The following is a 24897-nucleotide window of genomic DNA, read 5'->3' as shown; positions in this document are numbered from 1 at the left end:
CAACGTCGCCCGAACACGGTTCACTTCATGTGCATCCACATACTCACCGTGCCCCAGAACAAGGTCGACACACAGACCTAACGGAGTCCTACTAGTAGGGCTCGGCGGCGGCGTGGTGCAGTTGCCAGAGGTGGTCGGCGACGGTGTCCGGCTCGTGTTTCTGTCCGCTGCCCACCGCGCCGACAACCACCAGGTGGGCGGCGTGCAGCGGGGTGTCGGCCAGTGCCTGGGACAGCAGCGCGACGTAGGTCCGCTCTGCGGACCCGACGATCGCGCTCGCCGCGCGGTCGGGGTTCGGGCGCACCACGGCACCGCCGGTGACGAACAGCAGGGTGCCGCGACCAGCCGCACGCATGGCGGGCAGCACAGCGCGCGCGGCGGCAGCGGCACCGGCCACGTTCAGTGCCAGCGCCCGGTCCAGGTCGTCGGCTCCGGTCTCCAGTACCGGTTTGATCAGGCCGATGTCCGGCAGTGGGCTGAAGCACAGCACCTCCGCCGGGCCCTGCCGCTCCGCCAGCACCGCCAGTGCCCGCGTGAGGCCGGCGGGATCGCTCGCGTCGGCCGGGCACCACTGCACCGGGATGCCGTCCGCGGTCAGATCCCTGGTCAGGGCGGCGAGCCGGTCGGGGTCGCGTGCGACGAGCCCGACGCTGTGGCCGGCGCGGGCGAAACGCCGCGCCACCGAGGCACCGACCCCGGGGCCCGCACCGACGATGTGTACCGGTCCGAGTCGTTCGCTGTGCACGGGTTCTCCTCTGCCGGGCGGTCCATGATGTGACAACCCGTCGTCAGGCCCTGGCGGCCAGCGGTCGCCACGCGTTCCAGGTGTCCAGTCGCTGCCGGTAGACGGCTTCGACGACGGGATAGGGGTACGTACCGAGAAACAGGCGCAGGGGTGGTTCGTCGGTGTCGGCCAGTTCGAGGAGGACGTCGGCGGTGGACTGCGGGTCCTGTGGTGCGCGGGCGGTGGCGCCGGCCCGGCGCGCCTCGCGGATCGGTTCGTATGCGGCGATGGGTTCGGTGTGCATCGCTGATGCACCGGACCAGTCGGTTCCGTAGGGGCCGGGTTCGACGATGGTGACGTGGATGCCGAGCGGGCCGACCTCCTGGGCGAGCGCTTCGCTCATCCCTTCCAGCGCCCATTTGGAGGCGTTGTACAGCCCCAGGGTGGGGAAGGCGGCGAGGCCACCGAGGCTGGACACCTGCACGATGTGACCGCGCCGTCGGGCACGCAGGTACGGCAGTGCGGCCTGCGTCACCCACAGCGGACCGAGCAGGTTGGTATCGAGTTGGGCGCGGGCCTGCTCCTCGGTGGTTTCCTCGACCATGCCGAAGAGGCCGTAACCCGCATTGTTGACGACCACGTCGAGGTGGCCGAAGGCGTCTACCGCCCGCTCCACGGCGGTAGTTGCCGCTGCCCGGTCGGTGACGTCCAGGCGGAGTGGGAGGACGCGGTCCTCGTAGGCGTCGACGAGGTCCTGCAGGGACTCGGGGCGGCGCGCCGTGGCGGCGACGCGGTCGCCGCGGGCGAGGGCGGCTTCGGCCCAGATCCGGCCGAAACCGCGGGACGCGCCGGTGATGAACCAGGTCTTCATGTCCTCCACCCTGCGCGGCCCACCGCTCCGCAACCAGCACCCCGGGAGGGTTACCCTCCCTTCCATGGCGAGTGACAACGTCCTGGGAGAGTTTCTCAAGGCCCGGCGGGGACGGGTCCCGCCCTCGCACGCGGACCTGTCCGCCCCCGGCCGGCGCCGGGTCGCGGGCCTGCGCCGGGACGAGCTGGCCCGGCGGGCCGGTATCAGCGAGCCGTACCTGACCCGGCTCGAGCAAGGTGTCGACCGGCACCCGTCGCCGCAGGTGCTTCAGGCGCTCGCGCGGGCGCTGGAGCTGGACGCCGACACGACGGCGCACCTGTTCGCACTCGCCGCCCCGCATCCCGCAAGGCCTTCGGAGACCGGGGTCGCCCCGGACGTGCACCAGTTGCTCGACGCGTGGACGGGCAGTCCCGCGTACGTGCGCAATCGGCGCTTCGACGTGCTGGCCGCGAACAAACTCGCCCGCGCGCTCGCCCCCATGTACGAGCCCGGGCACAACCTGGCGCGGGACATGTTCCTCGACCCGGGAGTTCGTCGACTGCTCCCGGACTGGCCGGAGATCGCCGCGCAGACCGCCGCGGCCCTGCGCGCCGAGGCCGACCCGCACGACCCCGGAACCGCACGCCTTGTCGCCGAGTTGGAAGCGGACGAGGACTTCCGCCGTCTGTGGGCGCGGCACGACGCGCGACCCTCGCGCGACGAACTCAAGCGGTTCGTCCATCCGATCGTCGGTGAGCTCGCTCTGCGGCGGCAGGCGCTCACCGTCGGCGGCGCCGAGGAGCAAGTGATCATCGCTTACCAGGCGGCGCCGGGAAGCCCCTCCGAAGCCGCCCTCGCCCGGCTCGTCTGACGCACGCCGGCCGGGGTTTCCTGTTCACCAGCACGGCTTCGCCCCTGGACGACCCACCACGGAGCACCCCCGCGAGACGAGCAACCGCAGTGCGGCCTCAACGCGGGGGCGGCGGGCGCGGAAGCCGGCATCGCACCCGGCGCCGTGCTTCATGCAGAACGTCCCGTCCCTGCCGGGCCATGAAATGCGGAGCCGCCCGCATGAGGAGGATGATCAACAGGGTGGGCAGGAGCAAGACGAGCAGGGTCACGGACCTCTCCGGTTCGGCCGGTTCTTGGCGCCTGATCGGGCCGTTCTCAGAATGCGGTCGAGTACCGGAGCGTGCATGTCGACGAGGGCCGTACGCAGCAGCAACACCGGCCGGAATCACCGGACGACGCGGACCACGAGCGGATGTCGCCTACGGCCACCCCAGTACGGCGCCGCTGTGCCGTAGACGGCCGCAGTGCTTGCTCGGCACTCGTCGGCACCGACGACCGACGCCTTGAACGGAGCGGGCCGCACACTGCGGGCGGCAAGCGTTGCCCGATGCCGACCTTGGTGACTGTAGGTGCCACCATTGTCACGCAGCGATGCCATCCTCCTAGCCACAACAGAACCGGTCATAAAAACTCCCAAAACGGACGCAATCGGGCGGTAAACGGTATAAAGTGGGCATCACCTAGCGAAGACGCGCACCCAGCGCACCCCACCGCCGACAGCCTCGATGCCAGGAGAGCCGCATGACCCACGGAGCGAAAGCTCCCGACCCCAACCCCCGCGCCGACGCCGCTTCCGCACTCGGCTGCGAAGTGTGCAACGGCTGGGGCAGCGTGATCACCCACTGGGGCCGCCACGAACTGTGCTCCACCTGCCAGCCACACGCCGACCGAGAGGACGACGACACCAGCACCGCATCCCAGGCCACCTGGCAGCTGCGAAACCGGCGCCCATGACCAGCAGTGAAGCGGGTGGCGACCGACCGCACCCACGGGGGTGGGTGAACCGCCCCTCCCCCGGTTCCTGCCTCTACGCCGGCGACGGACCGGAGTCGGAGGCGAGCAGCCATGCGACGGGGGTGCGCCGACTATCGGGCTGGCCGGTGTAGCGCGGCCCGACCGGATAGACCTCCTCGACGAGGCCATGAGACCGCAGACCGTTGAGATGTCACAATTGACGAGTGCGTCGCCGGCCTCCGGACTCGACGCGCCGCATGCTCGGATCGGCCGGTGTTTTCACAGGTCCGAGCCGCGCCGGCGGGCAAGGAGGGAATCGCCGTGCAGGCCATGCGAATCGCCGTCGCCGGTGCGACCGGGAACATCGGGGCCCTCACCGTGGCCGCCCTGGAACGGGCCGGACACGACGTCGTGCGCATCAGCCGCTCGCTCGGTGTCGATCTGTCGACCGGCGAGGGCCTTGACGCCGTCCTGGCCGGCGTGGAGGTCCTCGTCGACACCACGAGCCACGAGACGGCCGACCGGGACGAGGCGGTGGCGCACTTCGGCACCACCACGCGCAATCTGCTCGCCGCCGAGGAGCGGGCCGCCGTCCGTCACCACGTGCTGCTCTCGATCGTCGGGCTGCATCGCGTAGAGGGCAACGCGCACTACGCCGGCAAGCGGGAGCAGGAACGCCTCGTGACCGAGGGCCCGGTGCCGTGGACGATCGTTGCGGCTACTCAGTTCCACGACTTCGCCGCGACGGTGACGAAGTGGACCGAGCAGGACGGTGTCGCCACCATCCCGCCGTTGCTCGTGCAGCCGATCGCCCCGGCGGACGTGGGCGAGGTCCTTGCCGAGATCGCCGTGGGGGCGCCGCGGGGACGTTACCGCGATGTCGCCGGCCCGGAGCCGCAGGATCTGGTGGACATGGCCCGGCGCACGCACGACGCGCGCGGCCACGCAGTGAAACTCGTGCCGACCTGGTCGTCGGTGCTCGGGGTGGAGATGGCCGGTGACGTGCTTCTGCCCGGCCAGGACGCCCGCATCGCACCTACCACTTTCGACGAGTGGCTCGCGCAGCAACGGTGAAGAACGGGGCAGGCCGCCCCAGCGTCGGCTGGATTCCCGCTCTCGCGCCGTCGCGCTCGCGCCGGCGATGGGAGGATCACCGTGCCACCGCGCTGTTCGAGGAGGGGTCCGAGGTGCCGTCCGCCGAGCTCAAGCACGTGTTCGAGATCGCCGCGCCCCCGGAGGAGGTCTTCGCGCACCTGGCCGAACCGTCCCACTACATCGGCCTGTCGCCACTCCTCGTCGCCGTCCGCGACGTGCGGCGCAGCGGCGGGACCGTGCACTACACGGCCGTGGAGTACTTCCGGTTCCTGGGCGTCCTGCGGCACGACAACGTCATCGACGTCACGCTCGTCGCCGTTTCGGACGGTCTCCCGCACTCCGCCGAGATCTTCGGCGAGGTCCGCAGCCCCGGCCGGGTCCGCATGAGCTACCGCTTCGCCATCGACCATCACGAGGCCGGCAGCGTCGTCACCGACACCCTGCACCTGCGGACGCCCCCGGGCCTGCTGCGCTTCGCCGCCTCTCAGGCGAGAGGGGTCCAGCAGGCCCGGGCCCGGGTTCTGACGGCCCGCCTGGCGCGGCCGGCCTGACGGCCTCCCGGCGGGCCGCCCCCGGTGGGACCCCCGTACAGGTGGACTAGGAGCGTGGGTCAGTAACTGTGACTGAGCACGCTGGTTGGCCACTGAGCGCCGTAGTTGGCCATTTCGGTGCTCAGTGGCAAAGAGCACCTGTTCAGTCGAGGACCGCGGTGGCTTCGATCTCGACCAGATGGTCGGGGACATCCAGTGCCGCAACGCCTATCAGCGTGGTCGGCGGGGCCGGGGTGATCCCCAGCTTCGCGGCTGCCCGGGAGATCCCTTCCAGGAGCGCGGGCATCTTGTCGGGGGTCCAGTCGACGACGTAGAAGGTCAGCTTCGCCACGTCGCCGAAGGAGCCACCGGCCTCGGCCAGGGCGGTGCCGACGTTGAGATAGCTCTGCTCGACCTGGGCGGCGAGATCGCCTTCGCCGATCGTGACTCCCTCGGCGTCCCAGGCGACCTGCCCGGCGATAAAGACCAGCCTCGACCCGGATGCGATCGACACCTGCCGGTAGACGTCGATCTTGGGCAATCCGCTGGGGTTCATAAAGGTGATGGCCATGCTGCCTGTCTCCTCGTCCTGAGCGCCTGTGGGCACGGCGTCCGCGCCGGTCAAGACACTCACTCCCTTGTGGTTACTCAGAAACCGTAAGAGAGTGGACGCTGAGGTGGAAGAACGCACTTTTCAGTGACTGGAGAACCTTATGGTGACCACGCAGTTCACAGGCTCGCCCGAGGATGCAGACCTGGCGCGTGCGGGCTCCTTGGCGCGGGAGATCTTCTCCGACGTCGCCAACAAGTGGGCGTTCCTCATCGTCGAGGGTCTCGGCGATCGCACCCTGCGCTTCAGCGAGCTGCGGAACGAGATCGAGGGCATCAGCCACAAGATGCTCACCCAGAACCTGCGCATGCTGGAGCGCAACGGCCTGGTCGAGCGCACCGTGCACCCCACCGTCCCACCGCGGGTCGAATACACCCTCACCGAGCCGGGTCAAGCCCTGCGCGCAACGGTCGACGGAATGTGCGGCTGGACCCACCAGTACTTCGGTCACATCGAGGCCGCCCGCCGCCGCTTCGACGCCTGACGGCTGGCGCACGCGCCGCCGTGGGCCGGCCAGCTGCAATGCTCAGAGTGGCCAACCAGCGTGCTCAGTCACAGTAACCGGCAACCCGCGTGCGTCTGGTGATCAGTTGTGCGGGATGATCCCGGTATGCGTGATCAGGAGGGGCTGTTCGAGGTCGAGGCGGGCGACACGGGCATGACACGTTCCGTCACCCGTTCGAGCTGGTGCCACGTCGTCGACCTCGCAGGTGTACGCGACCGGCTCGGCCGCCGGTGACGCATGCGTCCGTCACGGGTGACAACACGGTGAGCAAGCGCTTAGATAGCACCGGACGTGTACCGCGCAAAGATGGAGGCTCCGTTGCTGTTCGCATCCGTCGACGAGGTCTCCGCGCGCCTCGCCGAGACCGGCTATCTGGCGTCGCCCGCCGTGGCCACGACGGTCTTCCTCGCCGACCGGCTCGGCAAGCCGCTGCTGGTGGAGGGTCCCGCCGGGGTCGGCAAGACCGAACTCGCCAAGGCCGTCGCGCAGGTCGCCGGGGCACGGCTGGTGCGGCTGCAGTGCTACGAAGGCATCGACGAGTCGCGGGCGTTGTACGAGTGGAACCACGCCAAACAGCTGCTGCGCATCAGCGCGGGCCGTGACGAGGCGTGGGACGAGACGCGCACGGACATCTTCAGCGAGGAGTTCCTGCTGGCGCGTCCGCTGCTGACTGCCATCCGCGGGGACGAACCGAAGGTGCTGCTGATCGACGAGACGGACAAGGCGGACGTCGAGGTGGAGGGCCTGCTCCTGGAGGTGCTCAGCGATTTCCAGGTCACCGTCCCCGAACTGGGCACGATCACTGCGGCCAGGCGCCCCTTCGTGGTCCTCACCTCGAACGCGAGCCGCGAGCTGTCGGAGGCGCTGCGCCGCCGCTGCCTCTTCCTGCACATCGGCTTCCCGGACGCGGAGCTGGAGCATCGCATCGTCCGGCTCAAGGTTCCGGGCATCGACGAGGCGCTGGCCGAGTCCCTGGTGCGGGTGGTCAGGGCGCTGCGTGAGATGGACCTGCGCAAGGTTCCCTCGGTCGCCGAGACGATCGACTGGGCGCGCACCCTGCTCGCCCTCGGCGCCGACGCGCTCGAGGAGACCGTTGTGCGCGAGACCCTCGGCGTGGTCCTCAAGCATCAAGAGGACGTCCTGAAGGCGGCGTCGAAGCTCGACCTGGATGCCGTGTGAGCGCCTCCGCACCGGCGACCGGTGTCGCCGAGCGGCTGACCGGTCTGGTCGGCGCGCTGCGTTCGCACGGCATAGGGATCGGCACGGGCGAGACCCTGGATGCCGCGCGGGTGGTGGAAGTACTCGGCCTGGCGGACCGCGCGTTGCTGCGTGAGGGGCTGGCGGCCACGCTGCTGCACACCGAGGGCCAGCGGCGGGTGTTCGACGCCGTCTTCGATGTGTACTTCCCGGCTCGCGTCGGGGTCCACGCCACCGACGCTCCTGCGGACCGGGAGGGACTGCGGAACCGGCTCGCGGAGGCACTGGCCGCCAACGACCGAGGGATGATGGCGCAGTTGGCGGTTGAGGCGGTGAACGGCTTCGGCGGGTACGGATCATCGCCACAGTCGGACGGCTGGTCGTCGTACCAGACGCTCGAGCGGCTCCGCCCGCAGACGCTGCTGGCGCGCGTCCGCGACGGCATCCGGGCTCAGGAAGCGGGGGCGGGGTTCACCGACCGGCTGCTCGAGGACGAGATCCGCAGGCGCATCCAGGTTTTCCGTGAGCAGGTGGCAGCGGAGGCGCGGCGCCGTGTCGCCGAGCGGCGCGGCCGGGATGAGATCGCGCGTCGAGCCGTGGCCACCACGGCGGACCGGGTCGATTTCCTGTCCGCCGGGCGGGAGCAACTCGCCGAGTTGCGCAGGGTCGTTCAGCCGCTCGCACGCAAACTGGCCACCCGGCTCGCCGCGCGCCGCAGGCGTGCCGCCCGCGGCACCATCGATCTGCGGCGCACCCTGCGCGGGTCGCTGTCGACGGGCGGTGTGCCGATACGGCCCGTGCTGCGCCGGCGCCGTCCCGTCCGGCCCGAGCTGGTGCTGCTGTGCGATGTCTCGGGTTCGGTGTCGGGGTTCTCGGACTTCACGATGCTGCTGGTGCAGGCACTGCATGACCAGTTCAGCAAGGTGCGGGTCTTCGCCTTCGTCAATCGGATCGACGAGGTGACCAGGATGCTGGTGCACGGCGCGGCCGATCCCGGCTCTCTGGGCGCCCGGATCCGCTCGGAAGCGGCACTCACGGGCTGGCACGGCAGCAGCGACTACGGAGTCGCGTTCGGCGAGTTCACCGAGCGGTACTCCGACGCCGTGGGCTCGCGCACCACTGTGTTCGTCCTGGGCGATGCCCGTACCAACATGGCTGATCCGAATCTGCCGGCTGTACGGCACATCGCCGAGCGGGCCCGCTGCGTCTACTGGCTGAATCCCGAACCGCGCCTCCAGTGGGGCACGGGCGACTCGGCGGCACCGGCCTACGCCGATGTCATCGATATGTACGAGTGCCGCAACGCGAGGCAGCTCAGCGCACTCATCGCCCGGCTGCTGCCGGTCTGACAGCGTCACGCGGCGAGCACCGGGCCGAAGTCCCGGTGCTTCTCCGTCAGCAGGTACTCGCCGTCACGACGGCAGTGTCCAGCTCTGGTTGGCCGCGCCGGTGCACGACCAGATCTGCAGCCGGGTGCCGTTGGCGGAGCTGGGACCGGTGGCGTCCAGACACTTCCCGGACTGCGGGTTCACCAGCGAACCGGCCGTGCCGCGCTGCCACTTCTGCGCGCCGGAGCCGTTGCAGTCGTACAGCTGCACCTTGGTGCCGTTCGCCGTACCGCCCGAGGTGATGTCCATGCACTTGCCGAGCGCCTGCAGGGTGCTGTCGCCGGCCACCGTCCAGTTCTGCGCGCTCGTACCGTTGCAGTCGTACAGCTGCACCGCCGTGCCGTTGGCGCTGCCGGCACCGGCCACGTCCACACACTTGCCGCCGTAGCCGTGGATCGGCCCGGTGGGGGGCGGCGGGGTGACCGGGCCCGACTGTCCGCCCAGCCAGCGCAGGCCCTGGAGGAGCAACTGGTTCTGCTGAGCACTGGCGAAGGTCGAGGACAGGGTGGTGTTGCTGGAGTAGTCCATCGCGTTGTGGCCGAAGTTGGCGTAGATCATCTTGTAGTTCCGGTTGGACCAGATGATCGGGTAGTAGCCGCCGTACAAGGACTGGCCGGGGTCCGTGCCGACCGGGAACGTGGAGGCATCCATCGACGCCAGGATGTCGATCGCCGGGTTCTGCCGCAGGTCGTACTGCCAGCTGTACCACTCGCTGACCGAGGAGGTGATCGTGGCCGGCAGGCCCGCCGTCGCCGGGTGGGCGGGGTCGTCGATCCTGAGCGTCTCGGCGGTCGGCCCCCAGGTGTTGGTCTGGAAGGTGCCCGTGCCCAGGAGGGTGTCGTGGTACCAGGGCCAGTCGCGGCTGTCGGTGTTGAAGGCCGAGACGTGGAACCCCAGGAAGCCGCCGCCGTTGTTCATGTACGTCTGGAACGCCGACTGCTGCGCGGCGGTGTGGGGGTAGTTGTCGAGGAACATCACCACCTGGTAGCCGGCCAGGTTGGCGGTGTTCAGCTGGTTCCAGTCGTTCGTCGCGGTGTACGAGAAGCCGTACTGCGCGGCGGCCTGCGGGAACCAGGAGTTGGCCTCGTGGACGAAGCTGATGTGCGCCGCGTCGTACGTCCCGTCGTAGAAGGCGATCACCTTGAAGGCGGGCGCCGCCTGCGCGGCGTGCGCCGGACCCGCCTGCAGGCCGAGCAGCACGGCGAACAGCGCCAACAACCGTGGCAGGGGCCGGGACCACCGGCGGGCGGTGCGAGGTCTGAACATGCGGGGCCCTTCCTCGTGCGGGGAGGAATGGGAACATGCGCCCATCCACTGCATCCCCCAGGTTTAGCGCATGTCCATGTCAATGGTCCAGACCTAGTCGGCAGCACGCCGGGACGGCCACGCAGGCGCAGTCGCGGTCGACGGCACGACGGTGAGGGGCGGGGGGCTGGACGCCAGCCACGGCCGGAACCGCGTCACGTGCCTCCGGCAGTGGCATGCTGGGGAAGCAGATCATCCGGTGGAGTGGGGAGAGTACGGCGGCGTGAAGGCAGCGGGACGGCCGGTCGCAGCACGGCTGCGGGATCGCATCACCGCGTCGGATCCCGGGCTGCTCAGACTCGCCGCCGGGTCGCGGACGGCGGGCGCGATCGCTCTGACCCTGGCCGTGCTCGCCGTGCTGCGCGCCCCCCTGCCGCATCTGGTGGCCGGCGCTATCGCGGCCATGGTGGCCACCTTCGCCATCAGGGAGAAGCAGCGCGGCCGGCAGGCGGTCACGCTCGCCCTGGGTCTGCCGGTGGCCCTGGCGTCCGTGTCCCTGGGGGCGCTGCTGAATGCGTACGTCGTGGCCGGGGATGTGTTCTTCGTCCTCCTGATCTTCTGCGCGGTCTACAGCCGCCGGTTCGGTGACCGGGGCACCGCACTGGGGCTGATCGGCTTCCAGGTGTACTTCCTGTCGTTGTTCGTCGGCGCCACACTCTCGGCGCTGCCGCGGCTGTACGGCGTCATCTCACTCGCGTTCGCCTGCAGCGCCTTCGTACGGTTCCTGGTCGTGTACGAGACGCCCGCGGGCATCCTGCAACGACTGCGCGAGGCCTTCCGCGTGCGCCTCGCCCAGCTCGTGTCGGCGCAGCTGGAGCTGTTGGACGCGGGTCCCGACGACGCGGACAAGGCTCTGGAGGAGGTGCGGGAGGGCACCGCACGGCTGCACGAGACGGCCATGATGATCCAGGGCCGGCTGGAGGACGGGACGTCCGACGAAGCCGTGGCACAGGTGCTGCAGCGCCGGATCGCGGACGCCGAGATCGCCGCCGAGCGGCTCGGGCTGCTGCTGCTGAACGCCCGCAGTGCCGAGCGGGCGGACACACTCACCCTGCACCTGCCCGGCGCGCACGTGCCCCCGGGCGGCCACCTGCCGGTGCGGGACGAGGCGATCGACACGCTCCGCCGCGAACTTGAGGCGCTCCGCCTGCTCCTGCTGCGGCCCGTCGGGCAGCGCGGCGGGACGGGAGTGGCCCATCTGCGCAACCGGCTGCTCGGCTACCGGGACGAGGAGAACCTGCCGTCGGCGTCGAGAGCCGTGCAGGACGTCTTCCGGGGCATCGGCGAGGCCGCGCGGGCGGTGCTGGGGCTCAGGGTCGCGCTGGAGGAAGCGCAGGACGAGTCCGACGACACGCCCGCCACGACGCGCTCTCGGGAGGAGCTGGACGCCGAGAACGCCGCCATCGAGGGCGCCCAGGAGAGCGAGCGCGAGACACAGCAGGAGCCGAGGGGGCTGCGGCGGCCCACCACGCGTGCCGCCGTCCAGGTTTCCGTCGGCTCGGCCCTGGCCATCGTCGGTGGCGAGTTCCTCTCCAGCCATCGCTGGTACTGGGCGGTGCTGACCTGCTGGATCGTCTTCATGAACACCTCGTCGACGGGCGAGGTCCTGGTCAAGGGCTACCGCCGGCTGGTGGGCACCGTCCTCGGTGTCGTGGCCGGCATCGTCCTGGCGGGGCTGGTGGGGCACCACACGTGGACGGCACTGGGGCTGGTGCTGCTGTGTGTCTTCGCGATGTTCTACACGGCCCCGCTGTCGTACACGCTGATGTCGTTCTTCGTGACCGCGGCGCTGGGTCTGCTGTACACGCTGCTGCACACCTACAGCCTGTCGGTGCTGGTGCTGCGCGTGGAGGAGACGGCGCTCGGCGCGGCCTGCGGGATCGTCGCGGCGGCAATGGTGCTTCCGGTGGCCACGGACCGCCGCACGAACGAGCTGCTCGCCACTGTGCTGGAGCGGCTCGCCGACGTGACCGACGCCGCCGTCGACCAGCTCAGCGGCAGCCCCGGGGCAGGTCTGCTCGACAAGGCGCGCGACCTGGACGAGGCGCTCGGCGACCTGCGGGCGGCCACGCAGCCGCTGACCCACCCGATCACACCCCTGCGGGCGCGGCGGAACACGGCCCAGTACGTCGTCGCGGTCCTGGAGACATGTGCCTACCATGCGCGCTCCCTGGCCGCGACCGCCGAGCTCCTGGCCACACATCCCTCGATCGCGGCAGATCCGCGGCTGCGCCGGGCGTGTGACCGCATCACCGACAACATCGCGGCGATCAGCGCGCACGTGGCGGAGCAACACGCCACCGACGAGGTCGAGACGGGGCCGAGCATCGCCTCCCTGCTGGAGTCCGACACGGCCGGCACACCGCGGTACGGGCGGATCACCGACCGGGTGCTGCGGCATCTGCAGCGCCTGGACGAGGCCGTGGTCGGCCTGGCCCGCCCACTGGGTGTGCCGGTGGCCGCGCGAAAGCGCTGACGGGCGGCGCCTTTCGGGACGGCGCCTCGGCGGTGCGGCGGCTTCCACGACTGCGCGGGCGATGGCCTCCAGCGGCGAGCACGGTCTCGATGCGCTCGTCGGCGTCGCCGAAGGTGATGCCCTGCTCGAGGTTGGCTGGACACGGGAACGTTCCGAGGCGACGCTGGCGGAAGAGCACAGCCCTGTGCTTGCCAGCAACGTCAGGAGTTCTTCTCGTGCGCGCCACTGTGATTCACGGCCCCAACGACATCCGGATCGAGGAGGTGCCCGATCCGGTCGTCCGGCACCCCGCCGACGCGGTGGTGCGCGTCGTCAACGCCTGCATCTGCGGCAGCGACCTGTGGGCGTACCGGGGCGTGGCGTCCCGGCAGCCCGGGCAGCGGATCGGCCACGAGTTCCTCGGGGTGGTGGAAGAGGTCGGCTCCGACGTGGCGGGGTTCCGGCCGGGCGACTTCGTGGTGGCGCCGTTCGTCTGGTCCGACGGTACCTGCGACTTCTGCCGGGAGGGGCTGCACACCTCCTGCCCGCAGGGCGGCTTCTGGGGGCAGATCGGCTCGGACGGCGGCCAGGGCGAGGCGGTCCGGGTGCCGTTCGCCGACGGTACGTTGGTCGCGCTGCCGAAGGATGCGGCGGGCGAGGAGAAGCTGCTGCCCTCCTTGCTCGCCCTCTCCGACGTGATGAGCACCGGCCACCACGCCGCCCTGGCCGCCGGGGTACGGCCGGGCGCCACCGTCGCCGTGGTCGGTGACGGTGCGGTCGGCCTGTGCGGCGTGCTCGCCGCGCGCCGGCTCGGCGCCGGGCGGATCATCGCGCTCGGCCGCCACGGTGCGCGCATCGCCATCGCCCGCGCCTTCGGTGCGACCGATGTGGTTGCCGAGCGCGGCGACGCGGCGATCGATGCGGTGCGGGAGCTGACCGGCGGGCAGGGTGCGCACGCCGTGCTGGAGGCGGTGGGGACCGAGGAGTCAATGCGCACCGCGATCTCCATCGCCAGGGACGGCGGCGCGGTCGGCTACGTCGGCGTCCCGCACGGCGGCAGCGCGGGCGTCGACATCAGTGAGATGTTCGACCGGAACGTGTCGCTGCGCGGCGGCGTCGCCCCCGCGCGCGCGTACATCCCAGAACTCCTGCCCGACGTGCTCTCCGGCGCCATCGATCCCGGCCTCGTCTTCGATCGGACGGTGGATCTGGACGGCGTTCCGAACGGCTATCGCGCCATGAACGAACGCACGGCCCTGAAGGTTCGGATCACCTTCTGATCCCGGTCCGTCCGGCTTGGGCGTTCGGCCGACGCCTCACCCACGGCTGCTCACGAACAGGCTCTGTACGCTGCGGCCGATCGCGCCCCGGGTGTCATGGAGTGCGGCCTCGGCCATCCCCAGTCCGTCGGCGTCGATGCTGGTGCGGGCGTCGAGGCAGACCCATTCGCCGATGGGATGCCGGTGCAGGTGTACGGTCAGGTCGGGGTTGATGAACACGTGCGTGGCGAAGTCCAGCACGTTGCTCAGGCCGTTACCGGAGTCGGCGGCCACCAGGACACGGTCCGAGGGCATCGTTTTCTCCCCGGCCACCACGGGGACGCGCATCCTCATCCAGCAGGTCGCAGGCCCGCGTCCCAGGAAGGAACCCGCTGCGAAGCGGCATTCCATGGCCGTGTGGTAACCCGTGTCCCAGGGCACGGGGAAGAACGGCTCCTGACGGGAGGCTTCGGGAACCGGTAGGGCGAGAGACTCACTCGTGGCCGGCACGGACCCGGGGACGGTACGAATCCGCAGTGCTCCGGCCCGCATCACCTCCTCCCCCGATTCCGCTGTCAGGGTGGCCTCGACGAACTCCACACTGCGCCCCTCCTTCACCAGACGGGTGGTCACGGACAGCGGACGCAGCGGCACCGGACGGGGGATCTCAAAGGTGATCCGGGCAAGACGCATGTCTTCGCGGGCGCCCGGACGCAACTGCACGGCTCGGCCGAGCAGGGCAGCGGGTGGCCCGGCGTGCTGGCTGTGCGCATCCCAGGGACCCCGGGTGTAGGCAGTGGGAACGAAGCGCTCGTCCGCCACCTGCTCGAAGAACGCCTCGGCATCGCTGATCCGGCTGACCACCGCTCCACCTTCCTCCGGCCGCTCGGGGCCGACTGATCACCTTTGACAGCGGGTGGGATTCCCGCGCCGCGGCCGATGTGACGGCCGTTGTGCTGTCCACGGGGTGGAGCCGGACGGTCCTCGCCCGCCGAGCGGCCTGCCGTGGTCGAAGGCCGGTCAGGAGACCGGGCCGACGGTGTGGAGCGTCGGTTCCCGAGCACGCCCGGCATGACTTCTCCGCGTCACGCGGAGACCTCTCCGCTGCCCGCTCCTCGCCCCGCGACCCGCGGCCTGCGGTCGATCACGGCCCGCACCAGCGGGCCGAGTTGGGCGGCCGCCTTGGCCGGGTCCTCGAAGGGTGCACGCTTCACAGTGGCACGACGCCCGGTCAAGGCCCCACTTGTCGCCCGCCACCGTGCTGAGCTGACAGGATGGGACTGGCCCTGTGTTCAGGGATTCGGGCACAGGACGAAGTCGCGGAAGGCGCGTCGGACGCGATGGTCGCCCATCTCCGTGATCGCCTCGCGGATGTCATGCAGGTGACGGGTGGTCATCTCCAGCGGCGGCTCGTCGGGCTGGTAGGTGGTGCGGATCGGGTAGTCCACGCCCGGCTCGCGGGTCATCTCGATGTGGCAGCCGAGCACGTGGGTGACGGGGTGGCTGTCGGAGAACTCGATGAGGCGGTCGATGGTCCGCGCGAAGGCGGTCCAGTCCTGGATGTAGAGCCGGCCCGGGTAGACCGTGTCACCGGTGAGCAGAAACCCGGTCCACCGGTCGTAGAACGTCACCGCCGCTTCATGGTGGCCCGGGGTGGCCAGGCACTCCAGCACACGACCGCCCAGGTCGACCTCGGCCACGGCGTCGGGATCCTCGCCGAATCCGAAGTACGCCCAGGCGGTGGCCGGGTCCGCTCCCACCACCGTGGTCGCGGCACGGTCGCAGAACTGGGCGTCGCCCGCGATGTGGTCGCCGTGCGGGTGCGTGTGGAGGACCAGCAGGTGGTACCCGTCCCGCGGGTGTCGCACGAGCCAGTCCGCGACGAGTTCGTCGACCGTCCGGCGCAAGGGGAAGAACTCGGCGGATGCGGTGGCACCGGTATCGATCAACACCGCCTGGGCACGGCCGAAAAGCAGGAAGAGAAACGGCGCTTCGTAGTTGATCGCCATGTTCTGCCGAAGAATGAACGTGTGCTCGTCGTACCTGTGGACCTGGATGTCCGGGTCGGTGTTGTGCTTGGCCGACGGCGAGCCGTGGATCCATCGGACGTCGAGTGGACGCGGCCGGGGATCCTCGCCGGCGAACTGGACCCAGTGCTTGTCTGTCTCCATCAGGACCCTCCGGTGTGTCGCCCTGCCACGCCGAATACGGCGCACATCTCGTTGAGGGGTGGGCACCTGCGAACTCCGCGCGACGCTACCACCCACCCCGGACACGGCGCTCGGTCAGGTCGTCCAGGTTGTCCAGCGCACATGCGGCGCCTGCTGGGAGACCCCTGCGGGGACGTCACCGAGCCCAGCCGCGTCTGACCCGCCCGCGTCCTTCGCGGGCGGCTCAGGCGCGCCACCGGTCAGTCGCCGGCCACCGACTCGTCGAGTACTTCCCGTGCGGCTTCCAGCGCGGTGGCTCGGTCGTCGGGGACCAACCCGATGCGGGTGCGACGGTCGAGGAGGTCGGCCGCGTCGAGTGCCCCTTCGTGGCGTACGGCCCACAGCAGCTCCGCGCGGGTCACCGGGTGCCCTTCCAGGACGGGCCGCGCCAGCCGGGGGTCGGCCGTGGCCAGCGCGTGGACGGCCGGCGCCTCGGTGCCGTAGCGGTTGATCAGTCGTCGCGGCGCACGGAGGGCGCCGAGCGCCCGGGGCGGTGCGGCACCGACCAGAGGGAGGGCGCTGGTCGGGGAGGTACCGGCGGACAGGCCGTGGGTGGCGACAGCGGCGTCGACCGCGTCCTCGGCCATGCGCCGATACGTGGTCAGTTTGCCGCCCACCACGGTGACCACTCCCTCCTGCGAGGTGAGCACGGCGTGTCTGCGGGAGATGTCGGCGGTGCTCGGCGTCGCGCCCGGGTCCCCGTCCGGGGCGCTGTCCAGCAACGGCCGCAGTCCCGCGAACGCGCCCACCACGTCGCCGCGGTGGACGGGGACGTCCAGTGCGGAGCCGAGGACGTCGAGCAGGAACCCGATGTCGGTCTCCGGTACGTCGGGCACGTCCGGTACGTCGCCTTCCACGGGTTCGTCGGTGAGCCCGACGTAGACCCGGCCGTCGCCCTGCGGCAGGACGAGGACGAAGCGGTTGGTCTCGCCGGGGATCGGGATGTGCAGGCCGGCCGGCAGAAAGCCCAGGTGGTCCGCGCGCAGGACGAGGTGGGTGCCGCGCGAGGGCCGTATGCGGACCCCGTCCACCAGGCCGCCCGCCCACACGCCGGAGGCGTTGATCACCGCGCGGGCTCGGATCTCGCCTTCCTCGCCGGTGAGTTCGTCCCGTATCCGGGCACCGGACGCGGTCAGTTCCAGCGCCCGCACCCGGGTGAGGATCCGTGCGCCCCGCGCCGCCGCCGTACGCGCGATCGCGGTGACGAGGCGGGCGTCGTCGGTCACCCGGCCGTCCCAGGACAGCAGTCCGCCGCGGAGCCCGGAGCCGCGCAGTGCGGGAGCCAGGTGACGGGTTTCCGCAGCGGAGAGCCTGCGCGGTGCAGGCAGTGTGGCCCGCGCCGTGCGTGCCGCCAGACGCAGCGTGTCGCCGGCGCGGAACCCGGCCCAGGCCAGCGCCGCCTGGCCTCGGGAGACCAGCGGGGTCAGGGGCAGCACGAACGGCTGGGCCCGCACCAGGTGCGGAGCCGTCCGCTCCATCAGGAGGCCGCGTTCGAGGGCGCTCTCGTGAGCGACGTCGAGCTGGCCGGAGGCGAGGTAACGCAGTCCGCCGTGGATGAGCTTGGAGCTCCAGCGGGAGGTGCCGAAGGCCAGGTCGTGGGCGTCGACGGCGGCGACCGTCAGTCCGCGGCCGGCGGCGTCGAGGGCGGCTCCGGCGCCGGTCGCGCCGAGGCCGACCACCAGGACGTCCACGGGCGCGCCGCCGACGGTCTCCGCCAGTTCGCGCCGGCGGCGGACCGCGGTCAGGGACGAGCCGGCAACCGGTCGTTGCGAGGAGGCCGGACTGCTGCTGGAGCTCATGGTGTGAGGGTCCTCTCGAGGATGGTCCGCAGTTCTGCGGAGAAGGCCTCCGTGCTCAGCTCGGCGTCGTCCTCCTCGGTCATGGTGCGCAGCGACAGGGTGAAGGACTGGGCGACCAGGAGCAGGGACCTGGCCTGCCGTTCGGGGTGGCCTGGTCGTACCGACCCGTCCGCGTGCCCCTCGCGCAGGGCGTCGGCGAGCAGTTCCAGGAGGGCTTCCTGGCTCGCCCCGCGCCGGTCCAGCACGTAGGGGATGAGCAGTTCGGGATCGACGTCGACGATCTTGCGGAAGAGGGGGTGGCTCCGGAAGGCGTCCACGCCGTTGACGAGGCCGTCCACGATCCGCGTGCGCGTGGTCGTCCCCGGCCTCGGAGCGGGCATCGCGCCGGTGGCCGCCTGGATCCACTCCCGCGTCATCAAGTCGCCCACCAACGAGCGCACATCGGGCCAGCGGCGGTACAGCGTCATCCGGGAGACGCCCGCGCGGCGGGCCACGTCGGTCAGGGTGGTGCGCCGCACGCCGACGGCCAGGACGCAGTCGCGGACCGCGTCGAGCACTGCATCGCCGTCCGAGGCGTTGTGACGAATAGGCGTCATGTGTCACAGTGTAACGCCCTCGGCGGTGCGCGGGGCGGGACTCCTCCGCGACCGCACCGCCGCGACGACTGACTCGCGACGACGCCGTCGCGACGACCGGTGAGGACAAGGCCATGGACATGCTGTGGAGCGGCTGGGGTGACCCGGCCAGGGCGACACCGCTGCCCGATTCGGTGACCGGGCTGCTGCGCGATCTGCTCGGGGTCAAACCCCTCAGCGCGGCGCCGATCGCCCTGGAGGAGATCGCCGTACCCGAGCCGCGCCTCGACCCGGCCGCACGCCGGGCCCTGCTCACCGCCGTCGGCGGTGAAGAGCATCTGCGGACCGACGCCGAGTCCCGTATCCGGCACACCCGCGGCAAGTCCACGCCGGATCTGCTGCGCATCCGGGACGGCGACGTGAGCGACCTCCCGGCGGCCGTGGTCCTCCCGGCGAGCCACGACGAGGTGCTCGCGGTGCTGACGGCATGCGCCACGCACGACCTGGCCCTGGTCCCCTTCGGTGGCGGCACCTCCGTCGTCGGCGGACTCGCCCCCGAGCCGCGGCGCCCCTTCGTCGCGCTGGACCTGCGCCGCATGAACGCCCTGGTCGACCTCGACCCGGTCTCCCGCACGGCCACCCTGCAATCCGGCCTGCGTGCCCCGCACGCCGAAGCCCTCCTGGCCGATCACGGCTTCACTCTCGGCCACTTCCCGCAGTCCTACGAGTGGGCGACGATCGGCGGATTCGCCGCGGCCCGCTCCAGCGGCCAGGCCTCCGCCGGGTACGGCCGCTTCGACGACATGGTCCTCGGCCTCACCCTCGCCACTCCCTCCGGCACCCTCGAGGCAGGCCGTGCCCCGCGTTCGGCGGCCGGGCCCGACCTGCGCCAGCTCATCCTCGGCTCCGAGGGCGCGTTCGGCGTCATCACCTCGGTGACCGTCCGGGTCCGTCCTCTCCCCCACACCCGCGTCTACGAAGGATGGCGCTTCGACTCCTTCGAAGCGGGCGCAGCCGCCCTGCGGCACCTCGCCCAGGACGGGCCGCGGCCGACCGTGCTGCGCCTGTCGGACGAGACGGAGTCGCTGATCGGCCTCGCCCAGCCCGACGCCATCGGCACCTCGGGCCTTCCGCAGAACGCCGGATGTCTGGCCATCACCGGCTATGAGGGCACCGAGGAGGACACCGCGTACCGCCGGGAACGGGCCGCGGCCGTGCTGCGCGACGGCGGCGGCACCTGTCTGGGCCGGGAACCGGGAGAGCGCTGGGCCCACGGCCGCTACTCGGCTCCCTACCTGCGGGACGCGCTGCTGGACGCCGGGGCGTTCGCCGAGACGCTGGAGACGGCCGCCTTCTGGTCCCGCCTCCCCGGGCTGTACGCCGCCGTCCGCGAGGCGCTCACCGGCACGCTCACCCAGTCCGGCACGCCGCCGCTGGTGATGTGCCACATCTCCCACGTCTACGAGAACGGTGCTTCGCTGTACTTCACCGTGGTCTCCGCTCAGGGCGAGGACGCCCCGGCGCACTGGGCCCACGCGAAGCGCGCCGCCAACGAGGCCATCCTGACGGCCGGCGGCACCATCAGCCACCACCACGGCGTGGGCACGGACCACCGCGACTGGTACGTCCGAGAGGCCGGCCCGCTCGGCATCGGTGCCCTCCGGGCGGTCAAACGCCGGCTGGACCCGACGGGTCTGCTCAATCCCGGCGTCCTCCTGCCCGCCGACTGACCCACCCGGCCCACCCCCACACCGTCCCACTAGCCGTCAGGCGCCTCTGGAGGCACACCGATGCGACAGTTCACCGCCATCGTCAACCCCACCGCCGGCGGATCCACCGGGGTCGCGGTGCTGCTCCACGTGGCCCGGCTGCTGAGGGAGGCCGGGGCCGAGCTGGAGACCGAGTACAGCCGCAGCCTGGCCCACGCCTGTGAGCTCGCCCGCCGGGCCGGGCAGCGAGACCGCGTGGTCCTCGCGGTCGGCGGCGACGGCGTGGTCGGCGGCATCGGCGGGGCCCTCAGCGGCACCGACACGCTCTTCGGCCTGGTCCCGGCCGGCCGAGGCAATGACTTCGCCCGCGCGCTCGGCCTGCCCACCGACCCGGAGGCACTGGCCCGGGTCCTGCTGCACAGCGCCCCCCGGTCAGTGGACACCATCGAGGTGGAGTCCGCCCAGGGCCGCAGTGTCGTCCTCGGCAGCGTGTACGCGGGGGTGGACGCCCTCGCCAACCGTCACGCCAACCGCTCCGCACTCCTGAAGGGCGCCGCCTCCTACTACGCGGGCGGACTGAGAGCCGTCGCCACCTGGCGCCCGGCCGCCTACCGGGTCACCGTCGACGGCGAGCAACTCGCGCACCGTGGGTACACCGTCGTCGCCGCCAACTCCCCCTACTACGGCTCCGGCCGCATCATCGCCCCCGGCGCCCGCATCGACGACGGGCTGCTCGAAGTGGTGATGATCCGCGAAGCACCGCGCCGGCTCTTCTTCACCCTGATGAACGAGCTCAAGTCCGGGGCCCACATCCACCGGCCCGAAGTGCGGATCGCGCAGGGCAGAGAGGTTCGCATCGAGGCCGACCGGGAAGTGCCGTGCGGCGCCGACGGCGAGGTCGACACCGTCCTTCCCGTCACGGCCCGGGTGCTGCCCGGAGCACTCGCCGTGCTCTGCTAGGGAACCCGACCCGGCTTCAACGGGACGAGTTCCCGCGACCGCACGTGACCCGCTGCGGGCATACGGCCGCAGCATGCGGCCCGCTTCCTCCCAGCCCGGAACCGCTCCGGCCGCCGGATAATGGCGCAGAGGGGGGACAACGCGGTCGTGGGGTGAACGCGGTCGTGGAGTGATGGAGGAAAGGCCGCCGTGTCCCGGCCCCTCACGGTGTGCGGCCGCGCCGGTGCGCGTGTGAGTGGTGGGTGTGCCATGTCCGTCCCTTCCGTACCCGAGCCGGTGGTGTCGATGGACGGGCTGCTGCCGGCCGTCGCCCGTGCCGCGCAGATCGTGGGGCACGACGACGACGTGCGAGTCCTGCCCGAGGAGATCGCGGCTCTGGGGCGGGTCCCGCAAGCCAGGATGTGGGAGTTCGCCGCCGGCAGGACCTGCGCCCGGCGCGCCATGCGGGCTCTGGGATTGCCGGCCTCCCCGATCCTGATCGGAGCGCATCGCGAACCGGTGTGGCCGCGCGGAATCGTCGGCAGCATCACACACTGCCCTGGTTACTGCGCGGCGGCAGTGGCATCGGAGCAGGACCTGGCGGCGGTGGGCATCGACGCCGAGCCTCACGAAGGGCTGCCGGCCGGTGTCCTGGAAACGATCACCGCCCCAGCGGAACTGGCGGCTCTCGAAGACCTGCCCTCGGGGCCCGTCTGCTGGGACCGGGTCCTCTTCAGCGCCAAGGAGAGCATCTACAAGGCGTGGTTCACGCTCACCCGTACGTGGCTCGACTTCACCGATGTGTTCGTCACCGTGCACTCTCCCGATGGGAGCTTTCACGGGCGTCTGCTCGAGCGCCTCGCCGACGAGAGGGCGCCGGCTGGTTTCGACGGGTGTTTCGTGGTGGGCGCCGGCCTTGTGTTGACGGCCGTCACCGTGGCGCGGGCCAGGCCGCTCCGGTGGGGCGTGCGAGCCCGGTGACGGACGGAACGACACCGCCCTGACTGCGTCGGGAGCACGTCGGTTCTGTCAGGTGCCGAGAGCTCCGCGTCCGGCGCCTACGACCGTTTGCCCGGCGACCGGGCCGACGATGTCGGCCTGGCTTCAGGGAGATCGGTACGGGGCTGCGCATCGCTCGTCACGACATCGTCGCCCAGGACGGCGTCGCCGTAGAGATCCCGGATCCAGTTGGCCTGGTAGACGGTGTCGAGATAGCGCTCACCCAGGTCCGGCGCGATGGCCACCGCGGTGAGGGCCGGCGTGTCGCATCGGGCCAGCCAGTCGATCGCCCCGCTGACCACGGTGCCCGTGGAGCCGCCGAAGAGGAAACCGTGCCTGGCCAGGCGGTGACAGGCCCGGATGGTGTCGGCCTCTTCGACTTCTATCGCCTCATCCACGTACGACGCGTCCAGCAGCGGCGGTTGCATGCTCATCCCCAGGCCGGGAAGCATACGGCGTCCCGGCGCTCCCCCGAAGGTCACCGAGCCGACGGTGTCGACGGCGACGATCCGCACGGGACGGTGCCAGCGCCGGAACCAGCGGGCACAGCCCATGAGCGTTCCGGTGGTACCCGCTCCGACGAACAGCACGTCAAGACAAGGGAAGGAACGCGCGATTGCCGGGGCCGTCCGGTGATAGTGCGCCTTCCAGTTGTTCGCGTTGGTGTACTGGCTCAGCCACACGTACCTCCCGCTCCGAGCGCATAGCCTGCGGATGTAGTCGAGACGTGCACCGAGGAAACCGCCGTGTGGACTGGGTTCGGTGACGACGTGGACGTGGGTGCCCAGTGCCTCCATCAACAACCGGGTCGACAGGTTGCAGCGCGAGTCCGTCACACACAGGAACCGGTAGCCCTTGCTGGCCGCGATCACGCTCATGGCCACGCCCATGTTGCCCGACGAGGACTCGAGCAGGACCGAGTCGGGTGTGATGGCCCCTGCCCGTTCCGCGGCCTCCACCATCTCCCTGGCGGGCTTCAGCTTGATGGAGCCGGCGAAGTTGAACCCCTCGCACTTCAGGAACAGCGGCTGCCCGCAGATCGACCGCAGGTCGACGTAGAGGTCCTCCTCGTTGAAGCTGTACGGATCGGATATGACTGGCACGATGGCCTCCGTGGATCGAAGGGCGGCTCGGTGCGCGGTGCCGCTGACCGCTCATCCGTAGCGGTTCAGCTCGTGGAAGAAGTCGTCGATGACGTTCAGTCCTTCGGACTCGGCGACCTGGTCGTAGACGTACTTGCCGACGGCCAGATCGAGCACTCCCAGACCGAAGGGTGAGAAGACCACGGGGCGGTCCTGCGGCGGTGTGATGCGCCCGGACATGACGTCCTCCAACGTCCCGTCGAGGAACCGCCGGTTCCCGGTGAGCTGTTCGGTCAGGTGCGGTGAGGTGTCGGCTCGCAGGCAATGCTCCACGTCGTCGACGATGTTGGCCGAGGCGAGGAGCACCTCGGGGGCCAGGTCGCGCAGCGATATGTGCAGCACCACCGGACCGTGCGCGAACCACGCCGGGTCGTGGACGTGGGGACGCGCGGCGACCGTCGCGAAGACCACCAGGTCGCTGAGGCGGATCACCTGCTCGGCACTGTCGTGCACGGTGACGGGCCCCGCGGCCCCCGACTGCTCCAGGCAGCAACGGAAGGCCGTCGCGTTGTCCGGCGACAGGTCGAACACGCCGATGTTCTCGAACGACCAGCCCGTACGGGCCAGAAACGTGTGGATGTAGCGGGCGATCACACCGGCTCCGACAAAGCCGAGGTGGGTCGGGCGCGGCCGCTTCCGGCTGAGCCAGTCGGCTGCGAGCGCGGCCGACGCCGCTGTCCGGGAGGCGCTGATGATCGAGCTTTCCAGGCACGCGAACGGGTAGCCGGTGTCATGGTCGTTGAGGATGAGCACCGCCGATGCCCGCGGGATGCCGGCCGTGACGTTCTGGGGAAAACTGGAAATCCACTTGAGGCCGTCCACCCGTGTCTGCCCACCGAGCGACGCGGGCAGCGCGATGATCCGGGAGGACGGACGGTCGTGGAAACGCAGGAAGGAAGACGGCGGGTTCACCGAGTCTCCTGCGGCGTGCAGCCGGTACGCGGCCTGCACCAGCTCCACAATGTGCTCTTCGCGCCCCTGCAGGGCACGCTGCACCTGCGCGCCGGAGATGACGGCGAAGGGAGGCACCCGTGGAGTCCCGGACGGGGTGAGCCGGGTGGCGGGCGAGCAGGTGGTGGTCATCGCGTCATCACCTCCACGGTCGGCGAGCAGTCGGCCAGGTGCACCGCGTCGGCCAGGTGCACCGCGTCGGCCAGGGCGACCGTGACGTCGCGCGGTCCTTCGTAGGCCTCTCTGTACTCGATGGCCGCGGCGCGGCAGTAGTCTTCGACGGCTGTGCGGTCGTCGGTTCCGAACGCCTGCGTCCAGGAGGCGCCGATGTCGTCGTTGTGGTTCCGGGCGAGCAACCAGCCCTCGTGCTCGAACCGCTCGACGAGTGCCTCGGGCAGTGCGGCGAGTACGGCCGGCGAGTCGGCGAGAGCGGTCGCACCGCCACGACTGGGCGCGACCAGGCAGGCGAACTGCATCAGGCCCGGGAACCGCAGCGCGTAGCTGAGCTCGTGGTGCATGCACATCGTCCGGTTCGGCGGCCACGTCGACGACGAGTACACGCCGGTGCCGTAGCTGCGCCGTGCGGCGAACGCCTCCCTCTCGACCATCAGCCCGGTGGCCAGCCAGGTGAAGACGGATGTGGTTCCGGCCAGGTCGTGCAGCCCCAGACCGCGCACCATGACGGCACCGTGCTCGGTGACCAGGCCGCGCAGCGCGTCCCGGTGTTCGGCCGCCCAGCGGTCGGGCTCGTCGGTCGGGCTGGTGGTCACGATCGGTACGGGGCCGAGCCGAAGGTCCGGATCGACCGGTCGTGTGGTGAATGAGGACGACATCTCGCATTGCCTCCAG

25 protein-coding genes are annotated in these 24897 nt (G+C 70.8%); 13 read left to right on the top strand and 12 right to left on the bottom strand.

Features of this window, described 5'->3' with window-relative positions:
- Positions 1–91: 91 nt before the first annotated feature.
- Both ACIRC0_RS33590 and ACIRC0_RS33585 read right to left on the bottom strand, forming a co-directional pair.
- Complete coding sequence (locus tag ACIRC0_RS33590; RefSeq protein ID WP_403623949.1) at positions 92–745, bottom strand: SDR family NAD(P)-dependent oxidoreductase; 654 nt, start codon at positions 743–745, stop codon at positions 92–94.
- 43 nt (positions 746–788) lie between these two features.
- Positions 789–1595 (bottom strand): SDR family oxidoreductase, encoded by an 807-nt coding sequence (locus ACIRC0_RS33585; protein WP_403623947.1) that lies wholly within the window; start codon positions 1593–1595, stop codon positions 789–791.
- Between the two features lie 64 nt (positions 1596–1659).
- Here ACIRC0_RS33585 and ACIRC0_RS33580 point away from each other — a divergent pair, with 64 nt between their 5' ends.
- The 4 genes from ACIRC0_RS33580 to ACIRC0_RS33565 all read left to right on the top strand — a co-directional run bounded on the left by ACIRC0_RS33580 (position 1660) and on the right by ACIRC0_RS33565 (position 5026).
- On the top strand, positions 1660–2445 hold the full coding sequence (locus ACIRC0_RS33580; protein ID WP_403623944.1) for a helix-turn-helix domain-containing protein: 786 nt from the start codon (positions 1660–1662) through the stop codon (positions 2443–2445).
- Positions 2446–3167: 722 nt separating this feature from the next.
- Complete coding sequence (locus tag ACIRC0_RS33575; RefSeq protein ID WP_403623942.1) at positions 3168–3380, top strand: hypothetical protein; 213 nt, start codon at positions 3168–3170, stop codon at positions 3378–3380.
- 330 nt (positions 3381–3710) lie between these two features.
- The gene (locus tag ACIRC0_RS33570; protein ID WP_403623975.1) at positions 3711–4454 is read left to right on the top strand and encodes an SDR family oxidoreductase; all 744 of its coding nucleotides are present in this window, start codon (positions 3711–3713) and stop codon (positions 4452–4454) included.
- Positions 4433–5026 (top strand): SRPBCC family protein, encoded by a 594-nt coding sequence (locus tag ACIRC0_RS33565; RefSeq protein ID WP_403623939.1) that lies wholly within the window; start codon positions 4433–4435, stop codon positions 5024–5026. Before ACIRC0_RS33570 ends, ACIRC0_RS33565 begins: the two co-directional genes overlap by 22 nt.
- A 142-nt stretch (positions 5027–5168) precedes the next feature.
- On the opposite strand, the gene ACIRC0_RS33560 is transcribed toward ACIRC0_RS33565, so the two are convergent.
- Positions 5169–5576: a RidA family protein gene (locus tag ACIRC0_RS33560; protein ID WP_403623972.1), complete on the bottom strand. Its 408-nt coding sequence runs from the start codon at positions 5574–5576 to the stop codon at positions 5169–5171.
- A gap of 142 nt (positions 5577–5718) precedes the next feature.
- On the opposite strand from ACIRC0_RS33560, the gene ACIRC0_RS33555 reads away from it, so the two are divergent.
- The 4 genes from ACIRC0_RS33555 (at position 5719) to ACIRC0_RS33540 (ending at position 8666) form a co-directional block, all read left to right on the top strand.
- Positions 5719–6099, top strand: a complete 381-nt coding sequence (locus ACIRC0_RS33555; RefSeq protein WP_101406533.1) for a helix-turn-helix domain-containing protein — start codon at positions 5719–5721, stop codon at positions 6097–6099.
- A gap of 126 nt (positions 6100–6225) precedes the next feature.
- Positions 6226–6354, top strand: a complete 129-nt coding sequence (locus ACIRC0_RS33550) for a hypothetical protein (protein ID WP_403623936.1) — start codon at positions 6226–6228, stop codon at positions 6352–6354.
- 87 nt (positions 6355–6441) lie between these two features.
- Positions 6442–7299 (top strand): AAA family ATPase, encoded by an 858-nt coding sequence (locus ACIRC0_RS33545; RefSeq protein WP_403623969.1) that lies wholly within the window; start codon positions 6442–6444, stop codon positions 7297–7299.
- Positions 7296–8666: a VWA domain-containing protein gene (locus ACIRC0_RS33540; protein WP_403623933.1), complete on the top strand. Its 1371-nt coding sequence runs from the start codon at positions 7296–7298 to the stop codon at positions 8664–8666. The genes ACIRC0_RS33545 and ACIRC0_RS33540 overlap by 4 nt, the downstream gene beginning before the upstream one ends.
- A gap of 63 nt (positions 8667–8729) precedes the next feature.
- Here ACIRC0_RS33540 and ACIRC0_RS33535 read toward each other — a convergent pair whose 3' ends face one another.
- Positions 8730–9971 (bottom strand): ThuA domain-containing protein, encoded by a 1242-nt coding sequence (locus ACIRC0_RS33535; RefSeq protein ID WP_403623930.1) that lies wholly within the window; start codon positions 9969–9971, stop codon positions 8730–8732.
- A 295-nt stretch (positions 9972–10266) separates the two neighbouring features.
- Here ACIRC0_RS33535 and ACIRC0_RS33530 point away from each other — a divergent pair, with 295 nt between their 5' ends.
- Positions 10267–12486 carry an FUSC family protein gene (locus ACIRC0_RS33530; protein WP_403623966.1) on the top strand — a complete coding sequence of 740 codons (2220 nt, stop codon included), beginning with the start codon at positions 10267–10269 and terminating at the stop codon, positions 12484–12486.
- Between the two features lie 215 nt (positions 12487–12701).
- Positions 12702–13745 carry a zinc-dependent alcohol dehydrogenase family protein gene (locus ACIRC0_RS33525; protein ID WP_403623927.1) on the top strand — a complete coding sequence of 348 codons (1044 nt, stop codon included), beginning with the start codon at positions 12702–12704 and terminating at the stop codon, positions 13743–13745.
- 36 nt (positions 13746–13781) lie between these two features.
- On the opposite strand, the gene ACIRC0_RS33520 is transcribed toward ACIRC0_RS33525, so the two are convergent.
- The 5 genes from ACIRC0_RS33520 to ACIRC0_RS33500 form a co-directional block, all read right to left on the bottom strand.
- The gene (locus tag ACIRC0_RS33520; protein ID WP_403623924.1) at positions 13782–14588 is read right to left on the bottom strand and encodes a thioesterase family protein; all 807 of its coding nucleotides are present in this window, start codon (positions 14586–14588) and stop codon (positions 13782–13784) included.
- A gap of 221 nt (positions 14589–14809) precedes the next feature.
- On the bottom strand, positions 14810–14938 hold the full coding sequence (locus ACIRC0_RS33515) for a hypothetical protein (RefSeq protein WP_403623921.1): 129 nt from the start codon (positions 14936–14938) through the stop codon (positions 14810–14812).
- Between the two features lie 78 nt (positions 14939–15016).
- A complete protein-coding gene (locus ACIRC0_RS33510) occupies positions 15017–15895 on the bottom strand; it encodes an MBL fold metallo-hydrolase (protein ID WP_403623918.1) in 879 nt (292 codons plus the stop codon).
- Between the two features lie 239 nt (positions 15896–16134).
- Positions 16135–17733, bottom strand: a complete 1599-nt coding sequence (locus ACIRC0_RS33505; protein WP_403623915.1) for a glycerol-3-phosphate dehydrogenase/oxidase — start codon at positions 17731–17733, stop codon at positions 16135–16137.
- Complete coding sequence (locus ACIRC0_RS33500; protein ID WP_403623912.1) at positions 17730–18329, bottom strand: TetR/AcrR family transcriptional regulator; 600 nt, start codon at positions 18327–18329, stop codon at positions 17730–17732. The genes ACIRC0_RS33505 and ACIRC0_RS33500 overlap by 4 nt, the downstream gene beginning before the upstream one ends.
- Before the next feature lie 113 nt (positions 18330–18442).
- Between ACIRC0_RS33500 and ACIRC0_RS33495 the strand changes: the two genes are divergently transcribed.
- The 3 genes from ACIRC0_RS33495 to ACIRC0_RS33485 all read left to right on the top strand — a co-directional run bounded on the left by ACIRC0_RS33495 (position 18443) and on the right by ACIRC0_RS33485 (position 21937).
- Positions 18443–20038, top strand: coding sequence for an FAD-binding oxidoreductase (locus ACIRC0_RS33495; protein WP_403623908.1), 1596 nt, complete (start codon positions 18443–18445; stop codon positions 20036–20038).
- Between the two features lie 60 nt (positions 20039–20098).
- Positions 20099–20977 (top strand): YegS/Rv2252/BmrU family lipid kinase, encoded by an 879-nt coding sequence (locus ACIRC0_RS33490; RefSeq protein WP_403623905.1) that lies wholly within the window; start codon positions 20099–20101, stop codon positions 20975–20977.
- A 249-nt stretch (positions 20978–21226) separates the two neighbouring features.
- Positions 21227–21937, top strand: a complete 711-nt coding sequence (locus tag ACIRC0_RS33485; RefSeq protein ID WP_403623902.1) for a 4'-phosphopantetheinyl transferase — start codon at positions 21227–21229, stop codon at positions 21935–21937.
- Between the two features lie 77 nt (positions 21938–22014).
- Here ACIRC0_RS33485 and sbnA read toward each other — a convergent pair whose 3' ends face one another.
- Genes sbnA through ACIRC0_RS33470 form a run of 3 tightly spaced genes read right to left on the bottom strand, consistent with a single transcriptional unit; the run spans position 22015 to position 24818 of the window.
- Entirely contained in the window at positions 22015–23058 is a 1044-nt protein-coding gene (gene sbnA / locus ACIRC0_RS33480; protein ID WP_403623899.1) for a 2,3-diaminopropionate biosynthesis protein SbnA, read from the bottom strand.
- A gap of 51 nt (positions 23059–23109) precedes the next feature.
- Positions 23110–24180, bottom strand: coding sequence for a 2,3-diaminopropionate biosynthesis protein SbnB (gene sbnB / locus ACIRC0_RS33475; protein ID WP_403623896.1), 1071 nt, complete (start codon positions 24178–24180; stop codon positions 23110–23112).
- A complete protein-coding gene (locus tag ACIRC0_RS33470; RefSeq protein ID WP_403623893.1) occupies positions 24177–24818 on the bottom strand; it encodes a TauD/TfdA family dioxygenase in 642 nt (213 codons plus the stop codon). Before ACIRC0_RS33470 ends, sbnB begins: the two co-directional genes overlap by 4 nt.
- Positions 24819–24897 lie beyond the last annotated feature (79 nt).

Origin of the sequence: Streptomyces sp. NPDC093984, assembly GCF_044764595.1 — a bacterium.
Classification (GTDB): domain Bacteria; phylum Actinomycetota; class Actinomycetes; order Streptomycetales; family Streptomycetaceae; genus Streptomyces; species Streptomyces cynarae.
This window is presented reverse-complemented; position numbering and strand designations above follow the sequence as displayed.